Origin of the sequence: Pectobacterium atrosepticum (assembly GCF_000740965.1) — a bacterium.
Lineage (GTDB): Bacteria > Pseudomonadota > Gammaproteobacteria > Enterobacterales > Enterobacteriaceae > Pectobacterium > Pectobacterium atrosepticum.
The window spans coordinates 491,721-510,225 of record NZ_CP009125.1 but is presented as its reverse complement, the minus strand read 5'-3'; the positions used below and the strand labels follow the sequence as shown (position 1 = coordinate 510,225).

18 protein-coding genes are annotated in these 18,505 nt (G+C 52.6%); 12 read left to right on the top strand and 6 right to left on the bottom strand.

The features are described 5' to 3' along the window. Nucleotides 1-2 precede the first annotated feature (2 nt). Together GZ59_RS02285 and GZ59_RS02280 are read right to left on the bottom strand one after the other, a co-directional pair. On the bottom strand, nucleotides 3-1,040 hold the full coding sequence (locus tag GZ59_RS02285) for an NADP-dependent oxidoreductase (RefSeq protein ID WP_039289777.1): 1,038 nt from the start codon (nucleotides 1,038-1,040) through the stop codon (nucleotides 3-5). 94 nt (nucleotides 1,041-1,134) lie between these two features. Further along, on the bottom strand, nucleotides 1,135-1,641 hold the full coding sequence (locus GZ59_RS02280) for a TIGR00645 family protein (protein WP_039289774.1): 507 nt from the start codon (nucleotides 1,639-1,641) through the stop codon (nucleotides 1,135-1,137). Nucleotides 1,642-1,966: 325 nt separating this feature from the next. Here GZ59_RS02280 and rhaT point away from each other — a divergent pair, with 325 nt between their 5' ends. Continuing rightward, nucleotides 1,967-3,001, top strand: coding sequence for an L-rhamnose/proton symporter RhaT (gene rhaT / locus GZ59_RS02270; protein WP_039289768.1), 1,035 nt, complete (start codon nucleotides 1,967-1,969; stop codon nucleotides 2,999-3,001). Between the two features lie 299 nt (nucleotides 3,002-3,300). Here the strand turns inward: rhaT and GZ59_RS02265 are convergent, their stop codons facing one another. Continuing rightward, nucleotides 3,301-3,915, bottom strand: coding sequence for a YagU family protein (locus tag GZ59_RS02265; RefSeq protein WP_011092071.1), 615 nt, complete (start codon nucleotides 3,913-3,915; stop codon nucleotides 3,301-3,303). Between the two features lie 282 nt (nucleotides 3,916-4,197). Further along, nucleotides 4,198-4,386 carry an MEKHLA domain-containing protein gene (locus tag GZ59_RS24020; protein ID WP_071598523.1) on the bottom strand — a complete coding sequence of 63 codons (189 nt, stop codon included), beginning with the start codon at nucleotides 4,384-4,386 and terminating at the stop codon, nucleotides 4,198-4,200. Between the two features lie 149 nt (nucleotides 4,387-4,535). Here GZ59_RS24020 and GZ59_RS02260 point away from each other — a divergent pair, with 149 nt between their 5' ends. From GZ59_RS02260 to GZ59_RS02235, 6 genes are all read left to right on the top strand, one after another. Further along, on the top strand, nucleotides 4,536-6,149 hold the full coding sequence (locus GZ59_RS02260) for an ABC transporter substrate-binding protein (protein WP_039289766.1): 1,614 nt from the start codon (nucleotides 4,536-4,538) through the stop codon (nucleotides 6,147-6,149). Then, complete coding sequence (locus GZ59_RS02255; protein ID WP_011092069.1) at nucleotides 6,127-7,086, top strand: ABC transporter permease; 960 nt, start codon at nucleotides 6,127-6,129, stop codon at nucleotides 7,084-7,086. Before GZ59_RS02260 ends, GZ59_RS02255 begins: the two co-directional genes overlap by 23 nt. Further along, entirely contained in the window at nucleotides 7,079-7,945 is an 867-nt protein-coding gene (locus tag GZ59_RS02250) for an ABC transporter permease (protein ID WP_011092068.1), read from the top strand. The genes GZ59_RS02255 and GZ59_RS02250 overlap by 8 nt, the downstream gene beginning before the upstream one ends. Next, the gene (locus GZ59_RS02245) at nucleotides 7,942-9,651 is read left to right on the top strand and encodes a dipeptide ABC transporter ATP-binding protein (protein WP_011092067.1); all 1,710 of its coding nucleotides are present in this window, start codon (nucleotides 7,942-7,944) and stop codon (nucleotides 9,649-9,651) included. The genes GZ59_RS02250 and GZ59_RS02245 overlap by 4 nt, the downstream gene beginning before the upstream one ends. A 74-nt stretch (nucleotides 9,652-9,725) precedes the next feature. Continuing rightward, nucleotides 9,726-9,977 carry a YoeB-YefM toxin-antitoxin system antitoxin YefM gene (gene yefM, locus GZ59_RS02240; protein WP_011092066.1) on the top strand — a complete coding sequence of 84 codons (252 nt, stop codon included), beginning with the start codon at nucleotides 9,726-9,728 and terminating at the stop codon, nucleotides 9,975-9,977. Next, nucleotides 9,974-10,228 (top strand): Txe/YoeB family addiction module toxin, encoded by a 255-nt coding sequence (locus tag GZ59_RS02235; RefSeq protein ID WP_011092065.1) that lies wholly within the window; start codon nucleotides 9,974-9,976, stop codon nucleotides 10,226-10,228. The genes yefM and GZ59_RS02235 overlap by 4 nt, the downstream gene beginning before the upstream one ends. Nucleotides 10,229-10,269: 41 nt before the next feature. Here the strand turns inward: GZ59_RS02235 and GZ59_RS02230 are convergent, their stop codons facing one another. Beyond that, a complete protein-coding gene (locus tag GZ59_RS02230) occupies nucleotides 10,270-11,124 on the bottom strand; it encodes a helix-turn-helix domain-containing protein (RefSeq protein WP_039289761.1) in 855 nt (284 codons plus the stop codon). 24 nt (nucleotides 11,125-11,148) lie between these two features. After that, nucleotides 11,149-11,988, bottom strand: coding sequence for an HTH-type transcriptional activator RhaS (gene rhaS / locus GZ59_RS02225; protein ID WP_011092063.1), 840 nt, complete (start codon nucleotides 11,986-11,988; stop codon nucleotides 11,149-11,151). A 316-nt stretch (nucleotides 11,989-12,304) separates the two neighbouring features. Here rhaS and rhaB point away from each other — a divergent pair, with 316 nt between their 5' ends. The 5 genes from rhaB (at nucleotide 12,305) to GZ59_RS02200 (ending at nucleotide 18,357) form a co-directional block, all read left to right on the top strand. Continuing rightward, nucleotides 12,305-13,795 carry a rhamnulokinase gene (gene rhaB, locus GZ59_RS02220; RefSeq protein ID WP_039289758.1) on the top strand — a complete coding sequence of 497 codons (1,491 nt, stop codon included), beginning with the start codon at nucleotides 12,305-12,307 and terminating at the stop codon, nucleotides 13,793-13,795. Beyond that, complete coding sequence (locus GZ59_RS02215; RefSeq protein WP_039289755.1) at nucleotides 13,792-15,054, top strand: L-rhamnose isomerase; 1,263 nt, start codon at nucleotides 13,792-13,794, stop codon at nucleotides 15,052-15,054. Before rhaB ends, GZ59_RS02215 begins: the two co-directional genes overlap by 4 nt. 4 nt (nucleotides 15,055-15,058) lie before the next feature. Continuing rightward, nucleotides 15,059-15,883 carry a rhamnulose-1-phosphate aldolase gene (rhaD, locus tag GZ59_RS02210; protein WP_011092060.1) on the top strand — a complete coding sequence of 275 codons (825 nt, stop codon included), beginning with the start codon at nucleotides 15,059-15,061 and terminating at the stop codon, nucleotides 15,881-15,883. Nucleotides 15,884-16,026: 143 nt separating this feature from the next. Then, nucleotides 16,027-16,341, top strand: a complete 315-nt coding sequence (gene rhaM / locus GZ59_RS02205; protein ID WP_011092059.1) for an L-rhamnose mutarotase — start codon at nucleotides 16,027-16,029, stop codon at nucleotides 16,339-16,341. A 438-nt stretch (nucleotides 16,342-16,779) separates the two neighbouring features. After that, the gene (locus GZ59_RS02200; RefSeq protein ID WP_039289753.1) at nucleotides 16,780-18,357 is read left to right on the top strand and encodes a methyl-accepting chemotaxis protein; all 1,578 of its coding nucleotides are present in this window, start codon (nucleotides 16,780-16,782) and stop codon (nucleotides 18,355-18,357) included. Nucleotides 18,358-18,505: the final 148 nt, after the last annotated feature.

Sequence of the window (18,505 nt, the reverse complement as noted above, 5' to 3'; positions counted from 1 at the left end):
TATCAGGCATCCGGCCCGATTCTGATCACCAACTTACCGAAATTGCGACCATGTAATAGACCGATAAAAGCTTCCGGGGCATTTTCCAGACCGTCGACAATCTCTTCCCGATATTTGATCTTGCCTTGCGCAACCCACGGCGAAACCTCTTTCCAGAATTCGTCAAAACGATGACCATAGTCATCAAAAATGATGAACCCCTGCATGCGAATACGCTTCTTCAGGAGAGTCCCCGCCAGCAGCGGTAAACGGTCTGGGCCATCAGGTAACCCTGTGGCATTGTAGCCAGAGACTAATCCGCACACCGGAATACGCGCCGAGGTATTCAGCAGCGGCAGCACCGCGTCGAAGACTTTCCCACCAACGTTTTCAAAGTAGATATCGATGCCCTGTGGGCAAGCTTGCTTCAGTTGTTCGGCAAAATCATCAGCCCGGTGGTCGAGACAAACATCAAACCCAAGAACCTCAACCGCGTAGCGACATTTCTCCGCCCCACCAGCCACACCGACAACCCGGCAGCCTTTCAGTTTCCCGATCTGGCCAACCGTCGCGCCGACAGGACCCGTCGCAGCAGCCACTACCAATGTTTCACCCGCTTTCGGTTGGCCGATATCCGTCAGCCCCATATAAGCAGTGAAGCCCGGCATGCCCAGAATACCCAGCGCATAGGAAGGATTAGTCGGCGACTGCCCCAGATTGGTTAATCCTTTACCGTCAGAAATCGCATAATCCTGCCAGCCGCTGTAGGACAACACCCAGTCGCCCGTCTGATAATCCGGATGTTTTGACTCAACCACGCGGCTGATGGTTCCACCGACCATCACGTCATTCAGTTCGACCGGTTTGGCATAAGAAGGCGCGTCGCTCATGCGGCCACGCATGTAGGGATCGAGAGAAAGAAACACGGTACGCAGCAGCACTTGCCCCGAATCTACGGATGGTACAGCCTGTTGTTCCAGACGAAAATTATCTTGTGTAGGCGCCCCGTGCGGGCGTTGAGCCAAAACCACACGGCGGTTGATGCGATCGATTTGCGTCATAATATCCTCCATTAGACAAAGCGCATTGATGAAATCACTTCGTTAACAATAGGATCTGTTCTTTCTTCTGGCTACGCAAACCGTGCGGCGTTGATTATGCTGTTTTGCTTTTTTCGTAACGCGACATGCGATCCAGATACCCCATGACGAGCGCAGACAGCACAAACGTCAAATGGATAATCACATACCACATCAGCTTGTTATCCGGGATATTACGGGCATCCATGAACACGCGCAGCAGGTGGATTGACGAGATAGCGACAATCGAGGCGGCCACTTTATTTTTTAGCGAGCCGGAGTCCATCTTACCGAGCCAGTTCAACTTTTCTCTGCCATCGGTGATGTCTAATGCCGACACAAAGTTTTCGTAACCGGACAGCATTACCATCACAAGCAGTCCGCCAACCAGCGTCATATCGATCAGCGACAGCAGCACCAGCACCAAATCTGCCTCTGCCATATCAAAGATATTGGGCAGGACGTGGAACACCTCCTGGAAAAACTTAATCGCCAGCGCCAGTAAGCCCAGCGATAGCCCAAGATAAACAGGAGCAAGCAGCCAGCGCGATGAGTACATCAAATTCTCAATAAAACGTTCCATAACTCACTATATGCAGGAGGAAAAGAGGGAAATAATAGCGAAAAGACCTGCTGTGGTGTTAATCAATTCTTGAACAGAATGCACCATCCACGGAATGCTCTACCCTATCGCCTCCTCAGAGATGAATTCGTGTTTTGTGATCCTGCCTATATCAACCTTCAAACCGATGCCGTTCCTCCCCCCCTTGTGGCACGCATCTGAAGGTGCGCATTTTTTCACCTCCCTACACTGTTTAGCGCCAGCAAGTCTGGCAGCAATCATACACCGCACTCTACATTCAGAGCCGAATACAGGCTTACCACAAAGTAAAAACAAGGGGTTACGCATGAGCAATCCTATTCTTCTTGGTATTTTCTGGCACTTCATCGGCGCGGCTAGCGCAGCCTGCTTCTATGCACCGTTTAAGCAGGTCAAAAACTGGTCGTGGGAAACCATGTGGTCACTCGCCGGATTTTTCTCGTGGATTATCCTGCCCTGGAGCATCAGTTGGTGGCTACTTCCTGATTTTTGGCGCTATTACGGTTCGTTCGATATGGCGACCCTACTCCCCATCTTTCTCTTCGGCGCCATGTGGGGCATCGGCAATATCAACTATGGCCTGACGATGCGCTACCTCGGCATGTCAATGGGCATCGGTATCGCTATCGGCGTGACGCTGATTATCGGTACGCTGATGACGCCCGTCCTACAAGGTAAGTTCTCGGTTTTGTTTGGCTCGCCAGGTGGGAAAATGACACTACTGGGCGTGCTGGTCGCAGTCATCGGCGTCGCGATTGTCAGCTACGCTGGCTTGCTGAAAGAACGCGCACTCGGTATTCGTGCCGAAGAATTCAGCCTGAAAAAAGGGCTGATTCTGGCCGTGATGTGCGGGGTCTTCTCCGCTGGCATGTCCTTTGCGATGGACGCCGCCAAACCAATGCACACCGCCGCACAGGCGCTGGGAATTAACTCGCTGTATGTTGCCCTCCCTAGCTACGTGGTGATCATGGGCGGTGGTGCCATCGTCAATCTGGGCTTCTGTTTCATCCGTTTGGCAACCTGCAAAGGGATTTCACTAAAAGCCGATCTGGCACAGGCTAAACCGTTACTGATTGCCAATGCGCTCTTCGCCATTCTGGGCGGCGTTATGTGGTACTTGCAGTTTTTCTTCTATGCCTGGGGGCACGCCAACATTCCGGCAGACTACACCTATATCAGTTGGATGCTGCACATGAGCTTCTACGTGCTGTGCGGTGGCATCGTCGGCTTGCTATTTAAGGAGTGGAAGGCCGTGGGTCAGAAACCCGTACGCATGCTGGTTCTGGGCTGCGTGGTGATTATTCTGGCAGCGAATATTGTCGGCTTGGGAATGGCCGTGTAAGCGTTTCATCATCGTGTTCGGTGCCACCAGACGATCATCGAACGCGATGGCTAAGGCAAAAAAAGCGTATTACGTTTCACTGAATGATCAGAATGTAGCAACCCGATTGCTCAGGCAACAGGCTCTCTAGGAAAACTGGGGCGGTTCAGATGTGTTTATGACCAAGGAAATCAAAACGCCCTGAGAGGGTCTCAAGGCGTTCAGGAATAGATTTCAATTTTTACTGCGAACTTATTTTTACCGTAATACAGAAATAATAAGCATCGCAATATTTTATATCTCTAAAATAAAATCACGACTTATCGTGAAGCATTCAAAGGAATCTCTGGATCAGGCTCGTGAGTCATACGATTACGTAAATCACGACGAATAATCTCAATAGACCAAAACCAAATCAAGTGACCCACTATTTCTGATACATGTTCATACATCGGGAGAACAAACAGAGAAGGAGTCAAGCCCATCAATGGGAATGAAATCATATGGACAAACAGTTGAGCCAGCGCACCAGCCAACAGCCCTTGCCATAATTTTATTTTAGGAAATACTTCTGCAACAACGCAATAACCTAAAGCAAAAACAATAGAGAAAACAATATGAGTCACACCAACCCAATTGAATACGTGGCCGGCAAAAGTATAAACAGCCGCATTAGGGTCAACAACCCCAAGCCAATCGCGTAAAAAGATGTAGGGAGGGTTAAGAAAATTACGAGAGCAATCAATTTGCTCAGCAGCTCTAATCAGTGATTCAGGAACACAAGCACTACTAAACATATCGGTAGGGCTACGTGGAGGAAGCGGATTTTCTGCGCCCCACTTTACAAAAGATGAAACAATACCTGCAATCAAACCAATAAAAGCAGCGAGTCCATAGCGTCTCCGAGATGGAGGTGTTTGTTCAAAAAAGTTCATTTTTTTACCAATCTAACCATTAGAGGTTATATTCTTACATAGGTATTATGTACTTATAAAGATGTTAATTGACATATCGAACAATCTCTCTAGTACACTTCGTTATTAGGAATGAGGTTTTAAATTTTATAAAACAACAAGAAGAAATCATGAATTTGTTTTTTGTGAAACTTTTATGAAAAAATTGAAAAACTAGATTCGATAAATCATACAAAATGTATATTTATTCCGAGAGGAATGAATAACAATTCGCCAATAAATAGCCGATATAAAATAGTTTGGTTATTTTTTTGTGAAACCATAACACTTTAGCAACTCATTCTGCTCACGCCTAAATAGCGCGGCCATCCCCCATAGTGCCCCATCCTGATGACGTAATTGCCACACTGCGCCGTCATAAATCGGAAACGTCTGGCCATTTTTTCTGACCCGGATTCCGCTGTAATCATAGACAATCCCTTGCTGAGACACGTTTTCAAGAAACGGCTAATGACCTTTTGTATATATATTTTTATGGAATTGAAAATCCATTTTTATTCTTTTACATGCATAAGGCCGCCCTCTAGAGTAGCGAAAAGATCGCCGTGTATGGCCTCATGTCATCGTAAAGGACACAGGGAATGGAAAAAAATCACCCGCAAGTTACGACCCTCGCCGCAGGATTACTTTCGCTGCTTTTCGCACTCAATCCCGGTGCTTACGCTGCACAAAGCGGTGAAAAACCAGTCTCTGGCGGTATTCTAAATGTAGGGCTGGGTAGCGATACGCCGATTATTGACCCGCACATTACGGCCTATGGCGTAACGGCACTGATTTCCCGCAACGTGGTGGATTCACTGGTAGGACAAGCAGAAGATAACCGCTTTACGCCTTGGCTGGCGGAAAGCTGGAAAATTAACGATGACAACACCGAATACACCTTCCATCTGCGTAAAGATGTCACGTTTAGCGACGGCACCAAGCTAGATGCAGAAGCGGTGAAATACAATATTGAGCGTATTCTCGATCCCAAAACCACCTCCAGCTATGCCAAATCACTGTTAGGTCCTATCGACAAGATCTCAACACCGGATGCCTATACGGTGGTTATCCACTACAGCTCGGCGTTTGCACCACTGTTACAGGGGCTGAGCCTGCCGTATCTGGGCATTCAGTCACCGACTTACCTGAAGAAAACGCCAAACACCAGCAACACCGTCGTAGGTTCCGGGCCGTTTATTCTTGATTCCTTTGTGAAAGGCAGCGGCAGCAAGCTGACGAAACGCCCTGATTACAACTGGGGACCGGGCTATGCCAAACATACCGGTCCAGCCTATCTGGATGGTTTGGTCTTCAAATATCTGCCGGAAGCCTCAGTCCGCCTTGGTGCGTTGAGCAGCGGCCAGATTCAGGCGATTGACGCCGTACCACCGGCCAATTTCCCGACGGTGAAGCGCAATCCGAAACTGGAAGTCATTACCTATGAAAACCCGGGCGTTAACCGCGTACTCTATCTCAACACCACCAAAGGCCCATTCCAAGATGTCGCGGTGCGTAAGGCATTCCAGAGCGCAGTAGATACCAACGCAGCGGTAAAAGTCGCCTTCTTCGGTACGCTGAAAGCCGCCGATAACGTCCTCGGCCCAGCCACGCTGTACTACGATCCGAGCGTCGCGTCACGCTGGGGCTTCGATGTGAAAAAGGCTAACGAACTGCTGGATAACGCAGGCTGGAAACAGAAAGACAGCGCGGGCTACCGCACCAAAGATGGCAAACGCCTGAGCGTCAGCTTCGTCTACGCCACCACCAATGTGGAAGCAGCAGACGTCGCATTGTTCCAGGCCGTGCAGTTTCAGGTGAAGCAGGCAGGCTTTGACGTCCAGTTAACGCCGGTCGATGCGGGTGAATTCACCACGCGCACCAACGCTAACGAATACGACATCGCGTCTAACTTCTTCGTGCGTGCAGAGCCAGATATTCTGCGTACCGTGTTCGATTCAGCCTATGCGCCACCGAACGGTAACGGCTTTACGCGTATCAGCGTGCTGGACGACAAACTGAGAAAAGCCATCGGCGCGGGCGAAGCAGAACGTAAACAGCTCTATACCGAGATACAAAACGAGGTTATCGATCAGGCATATGTGGTTCCTCTGTACGTTCCTGCTTATCAACTCGGCCTGTCAAAACAGGTACAAGGTATAAGCTGGGCGACAAACGCAAAACCGAACTTCTATGATGTCTGGATTAAACGTTAATCTGTACGCGTTAGGCAAACGTCTACTCACTATTCTGGCTGTGCTCTGGGGCGCAGCCACATTGACGTTTATTGCCGTCAAACTTATTCCCGGCGATCCAGTTGCTATTCTCAGCGGCGGCGATAACGTGGTGGATGAAGCCTATCGCGCCGTACTCATCAAACAGTTCGGGCTGGATCAGCCGCTGTGGGTGCAATATTTGCGCTACTGCTGGCAAGCGTTACAGGGCGATTTTGGCGTCAGCTATCTCTATCGTCTGCCGGTCGGCGGCGTGATTAGCGATGCCATGCAAGAAACCCTGCCGCTGGCGATCGGTGGCCTGATACTGGCTTTGTTCCTCGCCATTACCAGCGCGTTACTCACCGCGGGCCGCTATGGGCCGCTGCGTACCGCCGTATCGTGGCTCGAACTGACGCTGCTTAGCACACCGGTCTACTGGATTGGTATCGTGCTATTAAGCTTGTTCAGTTTTCGCCTGCAATGGTTTCCGGTCACTGGCAACGACGGTTTTATGTCGCTGGTGTTGCCCGTTATCACCCTCGGCTTGCCAATTGCCGCCATTCTTAGCCAGGTACTGCGCGACGGTCTGGAAGATGCACTCTCCCAGCCGTTCTCGTTAACCGTGCGCACACGCGGCGTCAGCGAAATTCGATTACGATTTCGTCATGGTTTACGCCACGCGGCGCTGGCAGCCTCAACGCTGACTGGCACGTTGCTGGCAAGCGTACTCGGTGGCTCCGTGCTGACCGAAACCGTATTTGGCCGCGCCGGTATTGGGCAGGTCACGCTAAGTGCAATTGAAAACCGCGACATGCCGCTGGTGCTGGGCGTCGTGATGCTATCCGCTTTCCTGTTCGTCGTCATCAATCTGCTGGTGGATGCGCTGTACCTCCTCATCGATCCCCGCTTACGCAAGAAGGCGAGCGCCCATGAGTAGTGAACCGATGCCCTTCACGCAAATACCATCACGAAAAACCTATCGCAGCCCGTGGCTGAGCACGGCGACGCTGCTGCCTGCCGCTATCGTTTCCCTGCTGGCGCTGGCGGTCTTTTTTCCGTCGCTGTTTACCAGCCGCACCGCAGATGAAATGGATATGGGCGCGGTATTTCAGTCGCCAAATGCCACTTATTGGTTCGGCACCGATCAACTCGGGCGCGACATTTTTTCCCGCATCGTTCACGGCACGTCGCTGTCGCTGGGTATTGGCGTAGGCGCGATGCTAATCGCCTGCTTCGGCGGCGTGCTGTTTGGTACGCTGTCGGTGCTCGCGCCGCTGCGCATTCGTCAGCTTCTGGTACGTCTGCTGGACATCATGCTGGCGTTTCCCGACCTGCTGTTGGCGCTGCTGGTGATCGCTGTACTGGGACGCGGCCCGGAAAACACCATGCTAGCCGTTGGTCTGGCGGGGATTGCTGGCTATGCGCGTTTGATCCGCTCTCAGGTGCTGCAAGTCAGGCTATCCGGCTATGTCGAGCATGCGATTGCGCTGGGCGAACACCCGCTGTATATCGTCTTCCGCCATATCATCCCCAATACGCTGCGCCCGCTGTTGATTGTCGCCACCATTGGCGTCGGTCATGCGGTGCTATCCGCCTCAGCGCTGAGTTTTCTGGGGTTGGGCGTCGTTCCACCGACCGCCGAATGGGGTGCGCTACTGGCTGACGGACGCAACTTCCTTGATATCGCGCCCTGGGTCAGCCTGCTGCCTGCCAGCGTTGTGGCACTGTCGGTGATTTCCATTACGCTGCTGGGGCGTCGTTTACAGACTATTTTGGCCAAAGGAGAGGCACGATGAGCCTGAACCCACTTTCTCATTCCTCTCATTCCTCTTCAGACGCCTCGGCGAAGACGCCGCTGCTACGTGTAGACGGCTTGAGCGTCACCTTTCCCAGCCCCTTCGGCCCTATTCGTTCGGTTAAAAACCTCTCTTTTCAGGTGAATGCCGGAGAAATTCTGGCACTGGTCGGCGAGTCTGGTTCAGGGAAATCCGTCACCGCGCGCACGCTGGTTGGCCTATCCGGTGAAAACGTTGACGTACAGGCCAATGCGATTGAGCTCACGCGCCATGACGGCAGCCTGTGTGATTTACGCTATCTGACCGATCGCGACTGGCGGGCGATTCGCGGCCGTGAAATCGGTTTTGTTTTACAGGATGCGCTGGTGTCTCTCGACCCGCTGCGCAAGATCGGGCAGGAAGTTGCTGAACCGATTTTGACCCACCGCCTGTTACCCCGTGAGCAGATTCCCGCCCGCGTCGCCGAACTCCTGACAAAAGCAGGGATTCCTGACCCAGAGAATCGGGCAGCCCAGTATCCGCACGAACTGTCTGGCGGCCTGCGCCAACGTGCGCTTATTGCTTCTGCATTAGCGGCAGGCCCGCAGTTACTGATTGCCGATGAACCCACGACGGCGCTGGATGCCACGGTGCAAAAGCAGGTGCTGAAAGTCTTCGCCGCATTAGCACAGGCTGGTCACGGCGTCCTGCTGATCACTCACGATCTTGCCGTTGTTGCAGACATCGCGGACCGCGTCATCGTTATGCAACAAGGCTCGTTGGTAGAAGGCGGCGAGGCGCGACAGCTCCTGTCAGCACCGACACATCCCTACACCCGCAGGCTACTGGCGGCGATCCCAACGGCTTCTACACGAGGAAAGTGGCTGGCTGGTGTCGATCCGTTACAGAACGGCATTACGCCATCAGCCGCATCGCTGGCAGCAAATCACGCCAGCACCGACGACACTATTGCACTAACGGCAGATCGGATTGCGGTGTCGTTCAAGCGACCAGACGGCAGCCGAATGCAGGCCGTCAATCAGGTTTCACTCCAGATTAAACGGGGCGAAACACTGGGTATCGTCGGGGAATCTGGCTCGGGCAAAACCACGCTGGGGAAAGTCATTCTGGCGCTACAAAAGCCGGACAGCGGCGAAGTTCGACTCGCGGGCAATGCCTGGAGTGCGCTGACGGAACGCGAACGCCGACCGCTACGAGCCCGCATTCAGACGATCACGCAGGATCCGCTCAGTTCGTTCGATCCGCAATTTACCGTCGCCCAGATTCTACGCCAGCCGCTACGCTTGCGTCGCGATCTGAGCGACGATGAAAAACAGCGGCGTATTCTGACGCTGCTGGAGTATGTCGGGCTAACACCGGATCTACTGACTCGACGTCCAACCGCGTTATCTGGTGGGCAACGTCAGCGCGTCTCTATCGCACAGGCACTGGCTTCAGATCCTGAAATTCTGATCTGTGATGAGCCGGTATCGGCACTGGATGTCACCACACAGGCGCAGGTGCTGGATTTACTGGGGGCGTTGCAGCGCCAGTTGGGGCTGACGATGCTGTTCATTTCACACGATTTGGGCGTAGTGCAGCATATGAGCCACCGAATCGCGGTGATGAAGGACGGGGATATCGTAGAAACTGGGCCAGTCGAACAGATCTTCAACCAACCGCAGCATCCCTACACGCGACTGCTGCTCTCGACGGTGGCGGAATAGTTTTGTCGAAGAAGGATTGAGTGGTTAAAAACGCAACATCATTGTACAATGACAAGTACAAACAGGAGGTACAGATGCGTACAATTAGCTACAGCGAAGCCCGTCAAAATCTATCAGCGACAATGATGAAAACCGTCGAAGATCGTGCTCCCATTCTGATCACTCGACAGAATGGTGAGGCCTGCGTGCTTATGTCTCTGGAAGAGTATAATTCTCTAGAGGAAACAGCATATTTACTGCGTTCACCAGCAAATGCAAAAAGGCTGATGAATTCAATTGAAAGCCTTAAGGCTGGCAATAGCGAAGAAAGAGATATCATTGAGTGAAGCTAATCTGGTCAGAAGAAGCATGGGAAGACTACCTGTACTGGCAGGACATCGATAAGCGAACGGTCAAAAAGATCAATGAATTAATAAAAGAGACGCGCAGAACACCTTTTGAAGGAAAAGGAAAACCAGAGCCACTTAAACATAACCTTGCTGGTTTCTGGTCGCGCCGTATCACCGAAGCACATCGTCTGGTGTATGCCATCACAGATGATGCCATGATGATCGCCGCATGCCGCTACCACTATTAACTATCCATTGATTCATCACTATCGATACTAAAAAATCTCAGTCACTCCACATTCAGGAAGCGTTGACGGTAGGCGCTGGGCGAGACGCCGAATGCCTGGTGGAACACGACGGAAAAGTAATTGCTGTCTTCAAAACCGCACAGCGCGGCAACGTCGCCGATAGTTTGTAGATCGTAGCGCAACAGCTCCATCGCCTTGCACAGCCGCAATTGGCGCAGGTAATGCGGCACGCTCATTCCCGTTTGTTCTTTAAAACGCGAGCGTAAACTGCGGGCGCTGAAGTGGTGCTGTTCGCAAAAGGCTTCAAAGCGAAACGGCGCAGCAATGCTGGCACGTAGCGCATTCATCAACATATCCAACTGGTGCGCATCCGCCAACTGCGGACTATCTGGCGAATGGCGATAGCGCGCCGCCAGCAGCGCAATCTGCAACAGCAGCGCCTCACTCAATTGCAGCGACAGCGCATCCGATTTCATACACTCCTGCGTCAGTGCGTCTACCTTCTCGCGGATGGTATCCATGCCTTCGGAGCCTAAACACCAGTGCCGCTGGCTTTGTGGAAGCTCTCCGCCCGGCAGTAAGGTTTGCCAGTCTGCGGATAACGTCAGGCGATTGCGAATATAGAGAATGTTGTCCAGTTCAAGCTCGTGGACGGATTCATAGCTGTGGCGATCGTGCGCGGAGACATAAAACATATCGCCGCGGGTAATACGGTAAGGCACATCGTTCCAGAGGTGCAGACCATTGCCCCGCCAGACGATCACCAATTCGTCGAAATCATGATGATGCAGAGGAAATACCGGCTGCGGATGGCGTTCGGCAACCATCACAGCATTCTTGTCAGTCAGGAAATAGTCTTCAGTCTGTAATTTCAAACCCCGAATTGCTGTCGCCATTCCCTCACCCGCAGTTGCTGTTACCTACTCTTCACGAGAAAACGCCTGATGGCGTAGTGACTTAGGTGCCTGCGAGAATGCCTTGCGGAATTGCGTCGAGAAGTGATTGCTGTCGCTAAATCCACAGGCGTGAGCAATAGTGGTGATGGAATCATCACTCTGCTGCAACCGCCGACGAGCCTCCAGTAATCTTAACCGATTCAGATACCGTTGTGGTGTCATACCCGTATGTTGTTTTAACTGGCGGTGTAGCGTACGCAGCGGCAGCGAGAACTGGTCAGCCAAACCGCCCCAGTTAACTTCTTCGCTGTAGTTATTTTGTAGCCACCCCAGCAGCGCCTGTACCCCTTGGCGCTCCGAGCCGTTACCCTCCGTCTGGAAACAGTGTTGACGCAGTTGCACCAGAATTTGCAGAAATAGGCTTTCGCTCGCGGCAATCGCCTCCGGCGCATCGCTCTGCGCCAGCCCTGCCAGGCTGTTCAGCGACTGTTTCAGCTGTTGCATCCCCGCCGCATTCACCTGCCACTGCCCTTGCCACTCGCCGTTCGGTCCATACGGCAAAAATGCCGCGATATCAGACAGGAAGCGGAAGCCACGCGGCGAGCGGTACAGCATGTTGGTCAGGCACAGCCCTTCAACATCTTCAAACAGATGCCGATCGTTATCGCGAACAAAGAACACCGACCCGCTGCACAGCGCATAGGGTTGATCGTTAAACACATGGACGCCTGCGCCCTGCTCCACCAGTACTATTTCCCAAAAATCATGATAGTGCTCAGGAAAGGCCGTCTGTGGGGTACGAGGCTCTACCGCGACCGTCACGGCACGCGAAGTAAAAAAATCATCACCACGAAGTAACGTCATTTCGGTTCTCCATTCAGCCTTTGAAAAAGAGTAGTCAGAAGCAACAAAACCGACCTTAAAATACCGTCACCCTCGCGCCGTCTGGCTGCTCTTTTTTTAAGATCGCACCGCCAAATTGATTGAACTGTGGCAAGGATCACACCGCCTTTTCCCTGTTTTTTACAGGGTTATTTTCTGAATAATTTCCCAGACTGTGAGCCCTTTCACGGTCAGCTTTGTCATTTTGCCAACCACCTGTTTTAGGTGGCACTCATCGGAAGGTGGCTTCTGTTACCGCTCTTTACACTGCAACACATCCAACAAAAGGAGTGCGGCTATGGCGGTGAAGAATATCGTGGCGGTGGATTTAGGGGCATCCAGTGGTCGGGTCATGCTCGCAACCTTCCACACCGCAACGCAGCATCTGACGCTGAAAGAAATTCACCGTTTCAGCAATACACTGGTTTTTCAGGACAACCATCACCAGTGGGATCTCGTCGCGCTGGAACGCGACATCCTCACCGGATTGCAGCAAATTGATGCCATGGGTATCGCTCCCGATAGCATTGGGGTCGACAGCTGGGGCGTGGACTATGTGTTACTCGATAAAAGCGGGCAACGTGTCGGTCTGCCGTATTCCTATCGCGATCACCGCACTGACGGCGTAATGGCCGCCGTTACTGCCGAACTGGGTTGTGAAGCTATCTATCAGCATACTGGGATTCAGTTCCTGCCGTTTAATACGCTGTATCAGCTCAAAGCGCTGTGCGACGCTCCTCCTGACGATTTGGATAAAGTGGAACATCTGCTGATGATCCCCGACTATTTTCACTATCGCCTCACGGGGAGTCTGGTCTGTGAATATACCAACGCCAGCACGACCCAACTGCTTAATCTGGAAAAGAAAACCTGGGACGGCGAACTGCTGGACTATCTGGGCGTCCCGCGCCGCTGGTTGAGCGATCCGGTGCAGCCGGGGCACGCCGTCGGAAACTGGACAGCGCCGAGTGGTCGCCAGATTCCCGTCACCGCCGTCGCGACGCACGATACCGCCAGCGCGGTGGTCGGTGCACCGTTGCAGAGCCGCGACAGCGCCTACCTTAGCTCCGGCACTTGGTCGCTGATGGGCATCGAGAGCGACACGCCGTTTAACAGTCCGCAGGCGCTAGCCACCAATATCACCAACGAAGGCGGCGTGGATGGCACCTATCGGGTACTGAAAAACATCATGGGCCTGTGGCTGCTACAGCGGGTTTGTCAGGAGCGTGAGATCAAGGATTTAGGCGCGCTGATTCAGTCCGTCACCACGTTGCCCGCCTTCGTCAGTCTGATTAACCCCAATGACGATCGTTTTATCAATCCGCCATGCATGCATCAGGCAATCCGCGACTATTGTCGTGAACATGGCCAGCCCGTTCCCCAAAGTGATGCCGAATTAGCACGCTGCATCTTCGACAGCCTCGCGCTGCTCTACCGTCAGGTGGTGCTGGAGTTGGGTGAGCTACGCCATGCGCCGATCCGCCAATTGCATATTGTCGGCGGCGGTAGCCAGAACGCTTTTCTCAACCAGCTGTGCGCCGATGTGTGCCAGATTCCGGTTCTCGCCGGGCCAGTCGAAGCCTCTACGCTTGGCAATATCGGCTGCCAACTGATGGCACTAGGCGCCGTCACCGACCTTGCCGCATTCCGGCACATGCTGACTCATAACTTCCCTCTGCATCGCTATACCCCGCGTGCGGAGAGTGATTTTGCCGGGCACTGGCGTCGTTTTCAGGCGCTCAGCCAGCCAGAAACCGCCCCACAGGGCAAAAAGGAGACAACACAATGAGCACACCTATTGAAGCTGCCTGGCAGTTGGCAAAAACGCGTTATGCCAGCCTGAATGTTGATGTAGAGGCAGCGCTGGAACAGCTCGATCAGATTCCGGTGTCAATGCACTGCTGGCAGGGTGACGATGTAGCCGGATTTGAGAATACCGGTGGGCCGTTAACCGGCGGCATTCAGGCCACGGGCAACTACCCTGGCAAAGCGAGCACACCGGATGAACTGCGTGCCGATCTGGAACAGGCATTTGCGTTAATCCCAGGCCCCAAACGGCTGAATTTGCACGCCATCTATCTGGAATCCGCACAGCCCGTCGCCCGCAACGAAATTGCCCCCGAGCATTTCAGCAACTGGGTTGCCTGGGCCAAGCGCCACCAGCTCGGGCTGGATTTTAACCCAACCTGCTTTTCTCATCCGCTGAGCGCAGACGGTTTTACCCTGTCGCACCCGGACGAAAAAGTACGCCGCTTCTGGATTGAACACTGTCAGGCCAGCCGCCGGATTTCGGCCTACTTCGGTCGTGAACTCGGCACGCCATCGGTAATGAACATCTGGGTACCGGACGGCATGAAAGATTTGACCATCGATCGCCTGGCGTTCCGCCAGCGGCTGCTCAGCGCGCTGGATGAGGTCATCGCCGAACCGCTCGATCAGGCACACCATATCGACGCCGTGGAAAGCAAGCTGTTCGGGATCGGCGCGGAAAGTTTTACCGTCGGCTCCAGCGAATTTTGTCTCGGCTACGCCGCCAGCCGCGGCACCGCGCTCTGTCTGGATGCTGGGCACTTCCACCCGACCGAAGTCATTTCCGACAAAATCTCCAGCGCGATTCTGTACGTCCCACGCCTGCTACTGCACGTCAGCCGCCCAGTACGCTGGGACAGCGACCATGTCGTGCTGCTGGATGACGAAACGCAGGCTATCGCCCACGAAATCATCCGTCATCAGTTGCTTAACCGCGTGCACATCGGGCTGGATTTCTTCGATGCCTCGATCAACCGCATCGCGGCCTGGGTCATCGGCACCCGTAATATGAAGAAAGCCCTGCTGCGCGCGCTGTTGGAACCCACAGAAACACTGCGCCAGCTGGAACAAAACGGCGATTACACCGCGCGTCTGGCCCTGCTGGAAGAGCAAAAATCGCTACCGTGGCAGGCCGTGTGGGAACACTACTGCCAGCGTCATGACGTCATCCCAGGCAGCGAATGGCTGCAACAGGTGCGTCAGTATGAAGAAACCATCCTCACTCAACGTCAAGGGTAAGACTATGCAAGCAATTCTCTCTTCCTGGTTTGTACAGGGAATGATTAAAGCCACCAGCGACATGTGGCTCAAAGGCTGGGACGAACGTAACGGCGGCAACGTCAGCCTGCGCCTGACGGCTGAAGATGTGACGCCTTATGAAAGCGATTTCTCTCCGCAGCCACGTCATGAAGCACTATCACAGCCGATGCCGGAACTGGCGGACTGCTGGTTCATCGTCACTGGCTCCGGCAAATTTTTCCGCAACGTTCAACTGGATCCAGCGGACTCACTGGTGGTGTTGCAGGTCGATAGTGATGGCAAAGGCTATCGTATTTTCTGGGGGCTCACCAACGGCGGCCTGCCAACGTCTGAATTGGCTTCGCATTTCCAGTCACACATTGTGCGTATGGGCGTAACTCATGGGCGCGACCGCGTCATCATGCACTGCCACGCGACCAATCTGATTGCCCTGAGCTACGTGCTGGAGCTGAATACCGCGACGTTCACCCGTGAGCTGTGGGAAGGCAGCACGGAGTGTCTGGTCGTCTTCCCAGACGGCGTGGGGATTGTGCCGTGGATGGTGCCGGGCACCGATTCCATTGGCGATGCCACTTCCGAGCAAATGAAGCGTCATTCGCTGGTATTGTGGCCCTTCCACGGCATCTTCGGCACGGGTCCGACGCTGGATGAAGCCTTTGGCCTGATCGATACCGCGGAAAAATCCGCCGAAGTCATGGTGAAAGTCAGATCGATGGGGGGTAAAAAGCAGACGATCTCGACCGAAGAACTGATCGCTCTGGGCAAACGTTTCGGTGTTACGCCACTGGAAGCCGCGCTGCGCGTATAGCTCGAGTTTTCATACGTAGCATGGCTTTCATGCATAGAATGGTTTTTAGCATAGAACTCATTTCGGCCTAAAATTGCTTTCAGTCTCACATCGCCACGGCATTACCGCCGTGGCGCTCTGCCAACGACTACGGGGACTCATCCATGTTGCGTAAGGCTTTTGTGATGTCAGTTTTTCCTGACAGCCACGACGAGTATCAGCGCCGTCATAATCCTATCTGGCCAGAACTGGCAGAGGTGCTGAAAAACCACGGCGCGCACCACTACAGTATTTTTCTGGATAAACAGCGCAATCTGCTGTTCGGCTATGTGGAAGTCGAATCAGAAGCGCGCTGGGAAGCGATTGCGCAAACAGATGTCTGCCAGCGCTGGTGGAAACACATGGGCGACGTAATGCCCTCGAATCCCGACAACAGTCCGATCAGCGATGCACTCGACCCCGTGTTCTATCTGGACTGAGAGATTCTTTGAACTACGCATAATCGTGCAGCAGTAATAACATTGCCGCTGCATCATTATTGTTGAAGATATAAAAAGAAATAATTTGTCATTTAATTAATCAAAGTCGTTACATATAATCATTAGGATTTTTAAATACATAAATATTTATTGATTATTGATGGCAATCACATTTTATTTCCCCTATTTGTGAATAGACCCACTTCAACGTTAAGAATAAAAACATCTATTAAGACAATGTCTAGCCACCTCTCTTTTTTACAAATAATATATTATATAATAATCATTAATCAGGATTTAGTTTCGACAAATGGCACCTGCACGCCATTAAACTCCATTTACTCTTTAAAGCCAATTTATCGAATTCCACATTATAAAGATCTTATTTTATTTGCCGTTATCACTATTACCTTCTCTATATAAACAATAAGAATAGCGATGAAATTTTCTCAACTCACAGTGCTTTCCAAGTTGTTACTCGGTTTTTCCGTCCTGATAGCAATGATGTTGCTATTAGGTGTGGTTTCACTACTCCAGCTTAGCGTTAATAACAGTCGAATTGATGAATTAAGCAGCAGCAGCCTGCCCGGCGTACGATATAGCTTGGAAATGCGTGGCTCCTTGTCTGAAACCCGCTTACAGCAAATACAGTATATTGACTCCAAAACCCCTGAGGAACGCGAAGGCCATCGCAAAGAGTTACTGCAAAACGCCGATACCTTCCTTGCCGCGTTGAAAAACTATCAAACCGTTGTTAACAGCGAAGATAAAAAAGCGCTGATTAAGGTGATTGGCGAAAATTTCTCTGGTTTCAATTCGGTCAATGCCACGTTGATTGATACCGTGAATCGCGGCGATCTGGCAGAAGCCAGTAAAATCAGCGGCGCAAGCTCTTCCAAGTATCGTAGCCAGTTGATGAAAGATCTGGCGAAACTGGTGGAAATGGAATTGGCGACGGCAAAAAATATCGTCGCCAGTGCTGATTCGACGTACCGGACATCACAGTACTATGTTTGGGGATTACTGCTACTCGCCCTGCTGGCAACCATCATGATCGCCACCGTCATCTCACGTAATATTTCACGCCAGCTCGGCGGCGATCCGCACTACGCACAAGAAATCATGACCGAGATTGCATCCGGCAACCTGACAACAGAAATCACGCTGCGTCAGGGGGATAACAGCAGCCTGCTGGCGTCCATCAACCACATGAACCGGCAGTTGGTGAATACCGTACACACCATCATGAGCGGCAGCGAATCTATCTCGCTGGCATCCAGCGAAATTGCTCAGGGCAACAGCGATCTGTCGCAGCGTACCGAAGAGCAAGCGGCCTCGCTGATTCAGGCTTCAGCCAATATGCAGCAACTGACGCACACCGTACGACAGAACGCGGATAACGCCAAAGAAGCCAGCCAGTTAGCCCAGCAAACCTCAGAAACAGCGTCTCAAGGTGGGCTTATCGTGGACGACATGCTCAAGCGCATGCATGAGATCTCCGACAGTTCACAGAAAATCGTCGATATTATCGCCGTGATCGAAGGGATTGCCTTCCAGACCAATATCCTTGCCCTGAACGCAGCGGTAGAAGCAGCCAGAGCGGGTAGCGAAGGGAAAGGCTTTGCCGTCGTGGCTGGTGAAGTACGGACGCTGGCACAGAAGAGCGCCAACGCCGCCAAAGAGATCAAAACGCTGATCGAAGGCACCGTTGAGAAGATTACCGACGGCTCCGCGCGAGCAGACAAAGCCAGCCAGGCGATGTCGGAAATTGTGCAGTCGGTGAAAAAAGTGACGGATATCGTTGCGGAAATTTCTCAGGCCTCCAACGAACAGCATATCGGCATCAAAGAGATCAGCGTCGCGGTAGAACAAATGGATCGGGTCACCCAGCAGAACGCCGCGCTGGTTGAAGAATCCGCTACAGCCGCACACGCCATGACAGAACAGGGAGAACAGCTGCGCGATGCAGTTCGTTTCTTCAAAGTGAATCAGGACCACTTGCTGAGAATTCATTAATTCTCACCTGCCCCGCTGGCTATCCGGCGGGGCGACCACGTCTTTTTAATCAATGCCTTTCAGAACCTTTCCCCACAGAGCAATACGCCGCAGCAACGCCTTCTCGCTGGCAACAGCACACCCAGTTTGATTCATGAACAAACGTTGA

Excerpts from the sequence above, each read along its gene's own strand:
- GZ59_RS02230 (WP_039289761.1), bottom strand. The coding sequence starts at position 11,124 with ATGGCGACAGCAATTCGGGGTTTGAAATTACAGACTGAAGACTATTTC.
- GZ59_RS02255 (WP_011092069.1), top strand. The coding sequence starts at position 6,127 with ATGATGTCTGGATTAAACGTTAATCTGTACGCGTTAGGCAAACGTCTA.
- GZ59_RS02265 (WP_011092071.1), bottom strand. The coding sequence starts at position 3,915 with ATGAACTTTTTTGAACAAACACCTCCATCTCGGAGACGCTATGGACTC.
- GZ59_RS02285 (WP_039289777.1), bottom strand. The coding sequence starts at position 1,040 with ATGACGCAAATCGATCGCATCAACCGCCGTGTGGTTTTGGCTCAACGC.
- GZ59_RS02215 (WP_039289755.1), top strand. The coding sequence starts at position 13,792 with ATGAGCACACCTATTGAAGCTGCCTGGCAGTTGGCAAAAACGCGTTAT.
- GZ59_RS02245 (WP_011092067.1), top strand. The coding sequence starts at position 7,942 with ATGAGCCTGAACCCACTTTCTCATTCCTCTCATTCCTCTTCAGACGCC.
- rhaT (WP_039289768.1), top strand. The coding sequence starts at position 1,967 with ATGAGCAATCCTATTCTTCTTGGTATTTTCTGGCACTTCATCGGCGCG.
- rhaS (WP_011092063.1), bottom strand. The coding sequence starts at position 11,988 with ATGACGTTACTTCGTGGTGATGATTTTTTTACTTCGCGTGCCGTGACG.
- rhaM (WP_011092059.1), top strand. The coding sequence starts at position 16,027 with ATGTTGCGTAAGGCTTTTGTGATGTCAGTTTTTCCTGACAGCCACGAC.
- GZ59_RS02260 (WP_039289766.1), top strand. The coding sequence starts at position 4,536 with ATGGAAAAAAATCACCCGCAAGTTACGACCCTCGCCGCAGGATTACTT.
- rhaD (WP_011092060.1), top strand. The coding sequence starts at position 15,059 with ATGCAAGCAATTCTCTCTTCCTGGTTTGTACAGGGAATGATTAAAGCC.
- GZ59_RS02200 (WP_039289753.1), top strand. The coding sequence starts at position 16,780 with ATGAAATTTTCTCAACTCACAGTGCTTTCCAAGTTGTTACTCGGTTTT.
- GZ59_RS02280 (WP_039289774.1), bottom strand. The coding sequence starts at position 1,641 with ATGGAACGTTTTATTGAGAATTTGATGTACTCATCGCGCTGGCTGCTT.
- yefM (WP_011092066.1), top strand. The coding sequence starts at position 9,726 with ATGCGTACAATTAGCTACAGCGAAGCCCGTCAAAATCTATCAGCGACA.
- rhaB (WP_039289758.1), top strand. The coding sequence starts at position 12,305 with ATGGCGGTGAAGAATATCGTGGCGGTGGATTTAGGGGCATCCAGTGGT.
- GZ59_RS02250 (WP_011092068.1), top strand. The coding sequence starts at position 7,079 with ATGAGTAGTGAACCGATGCCCTTCACGCAAATACCATCACGAAAAACC.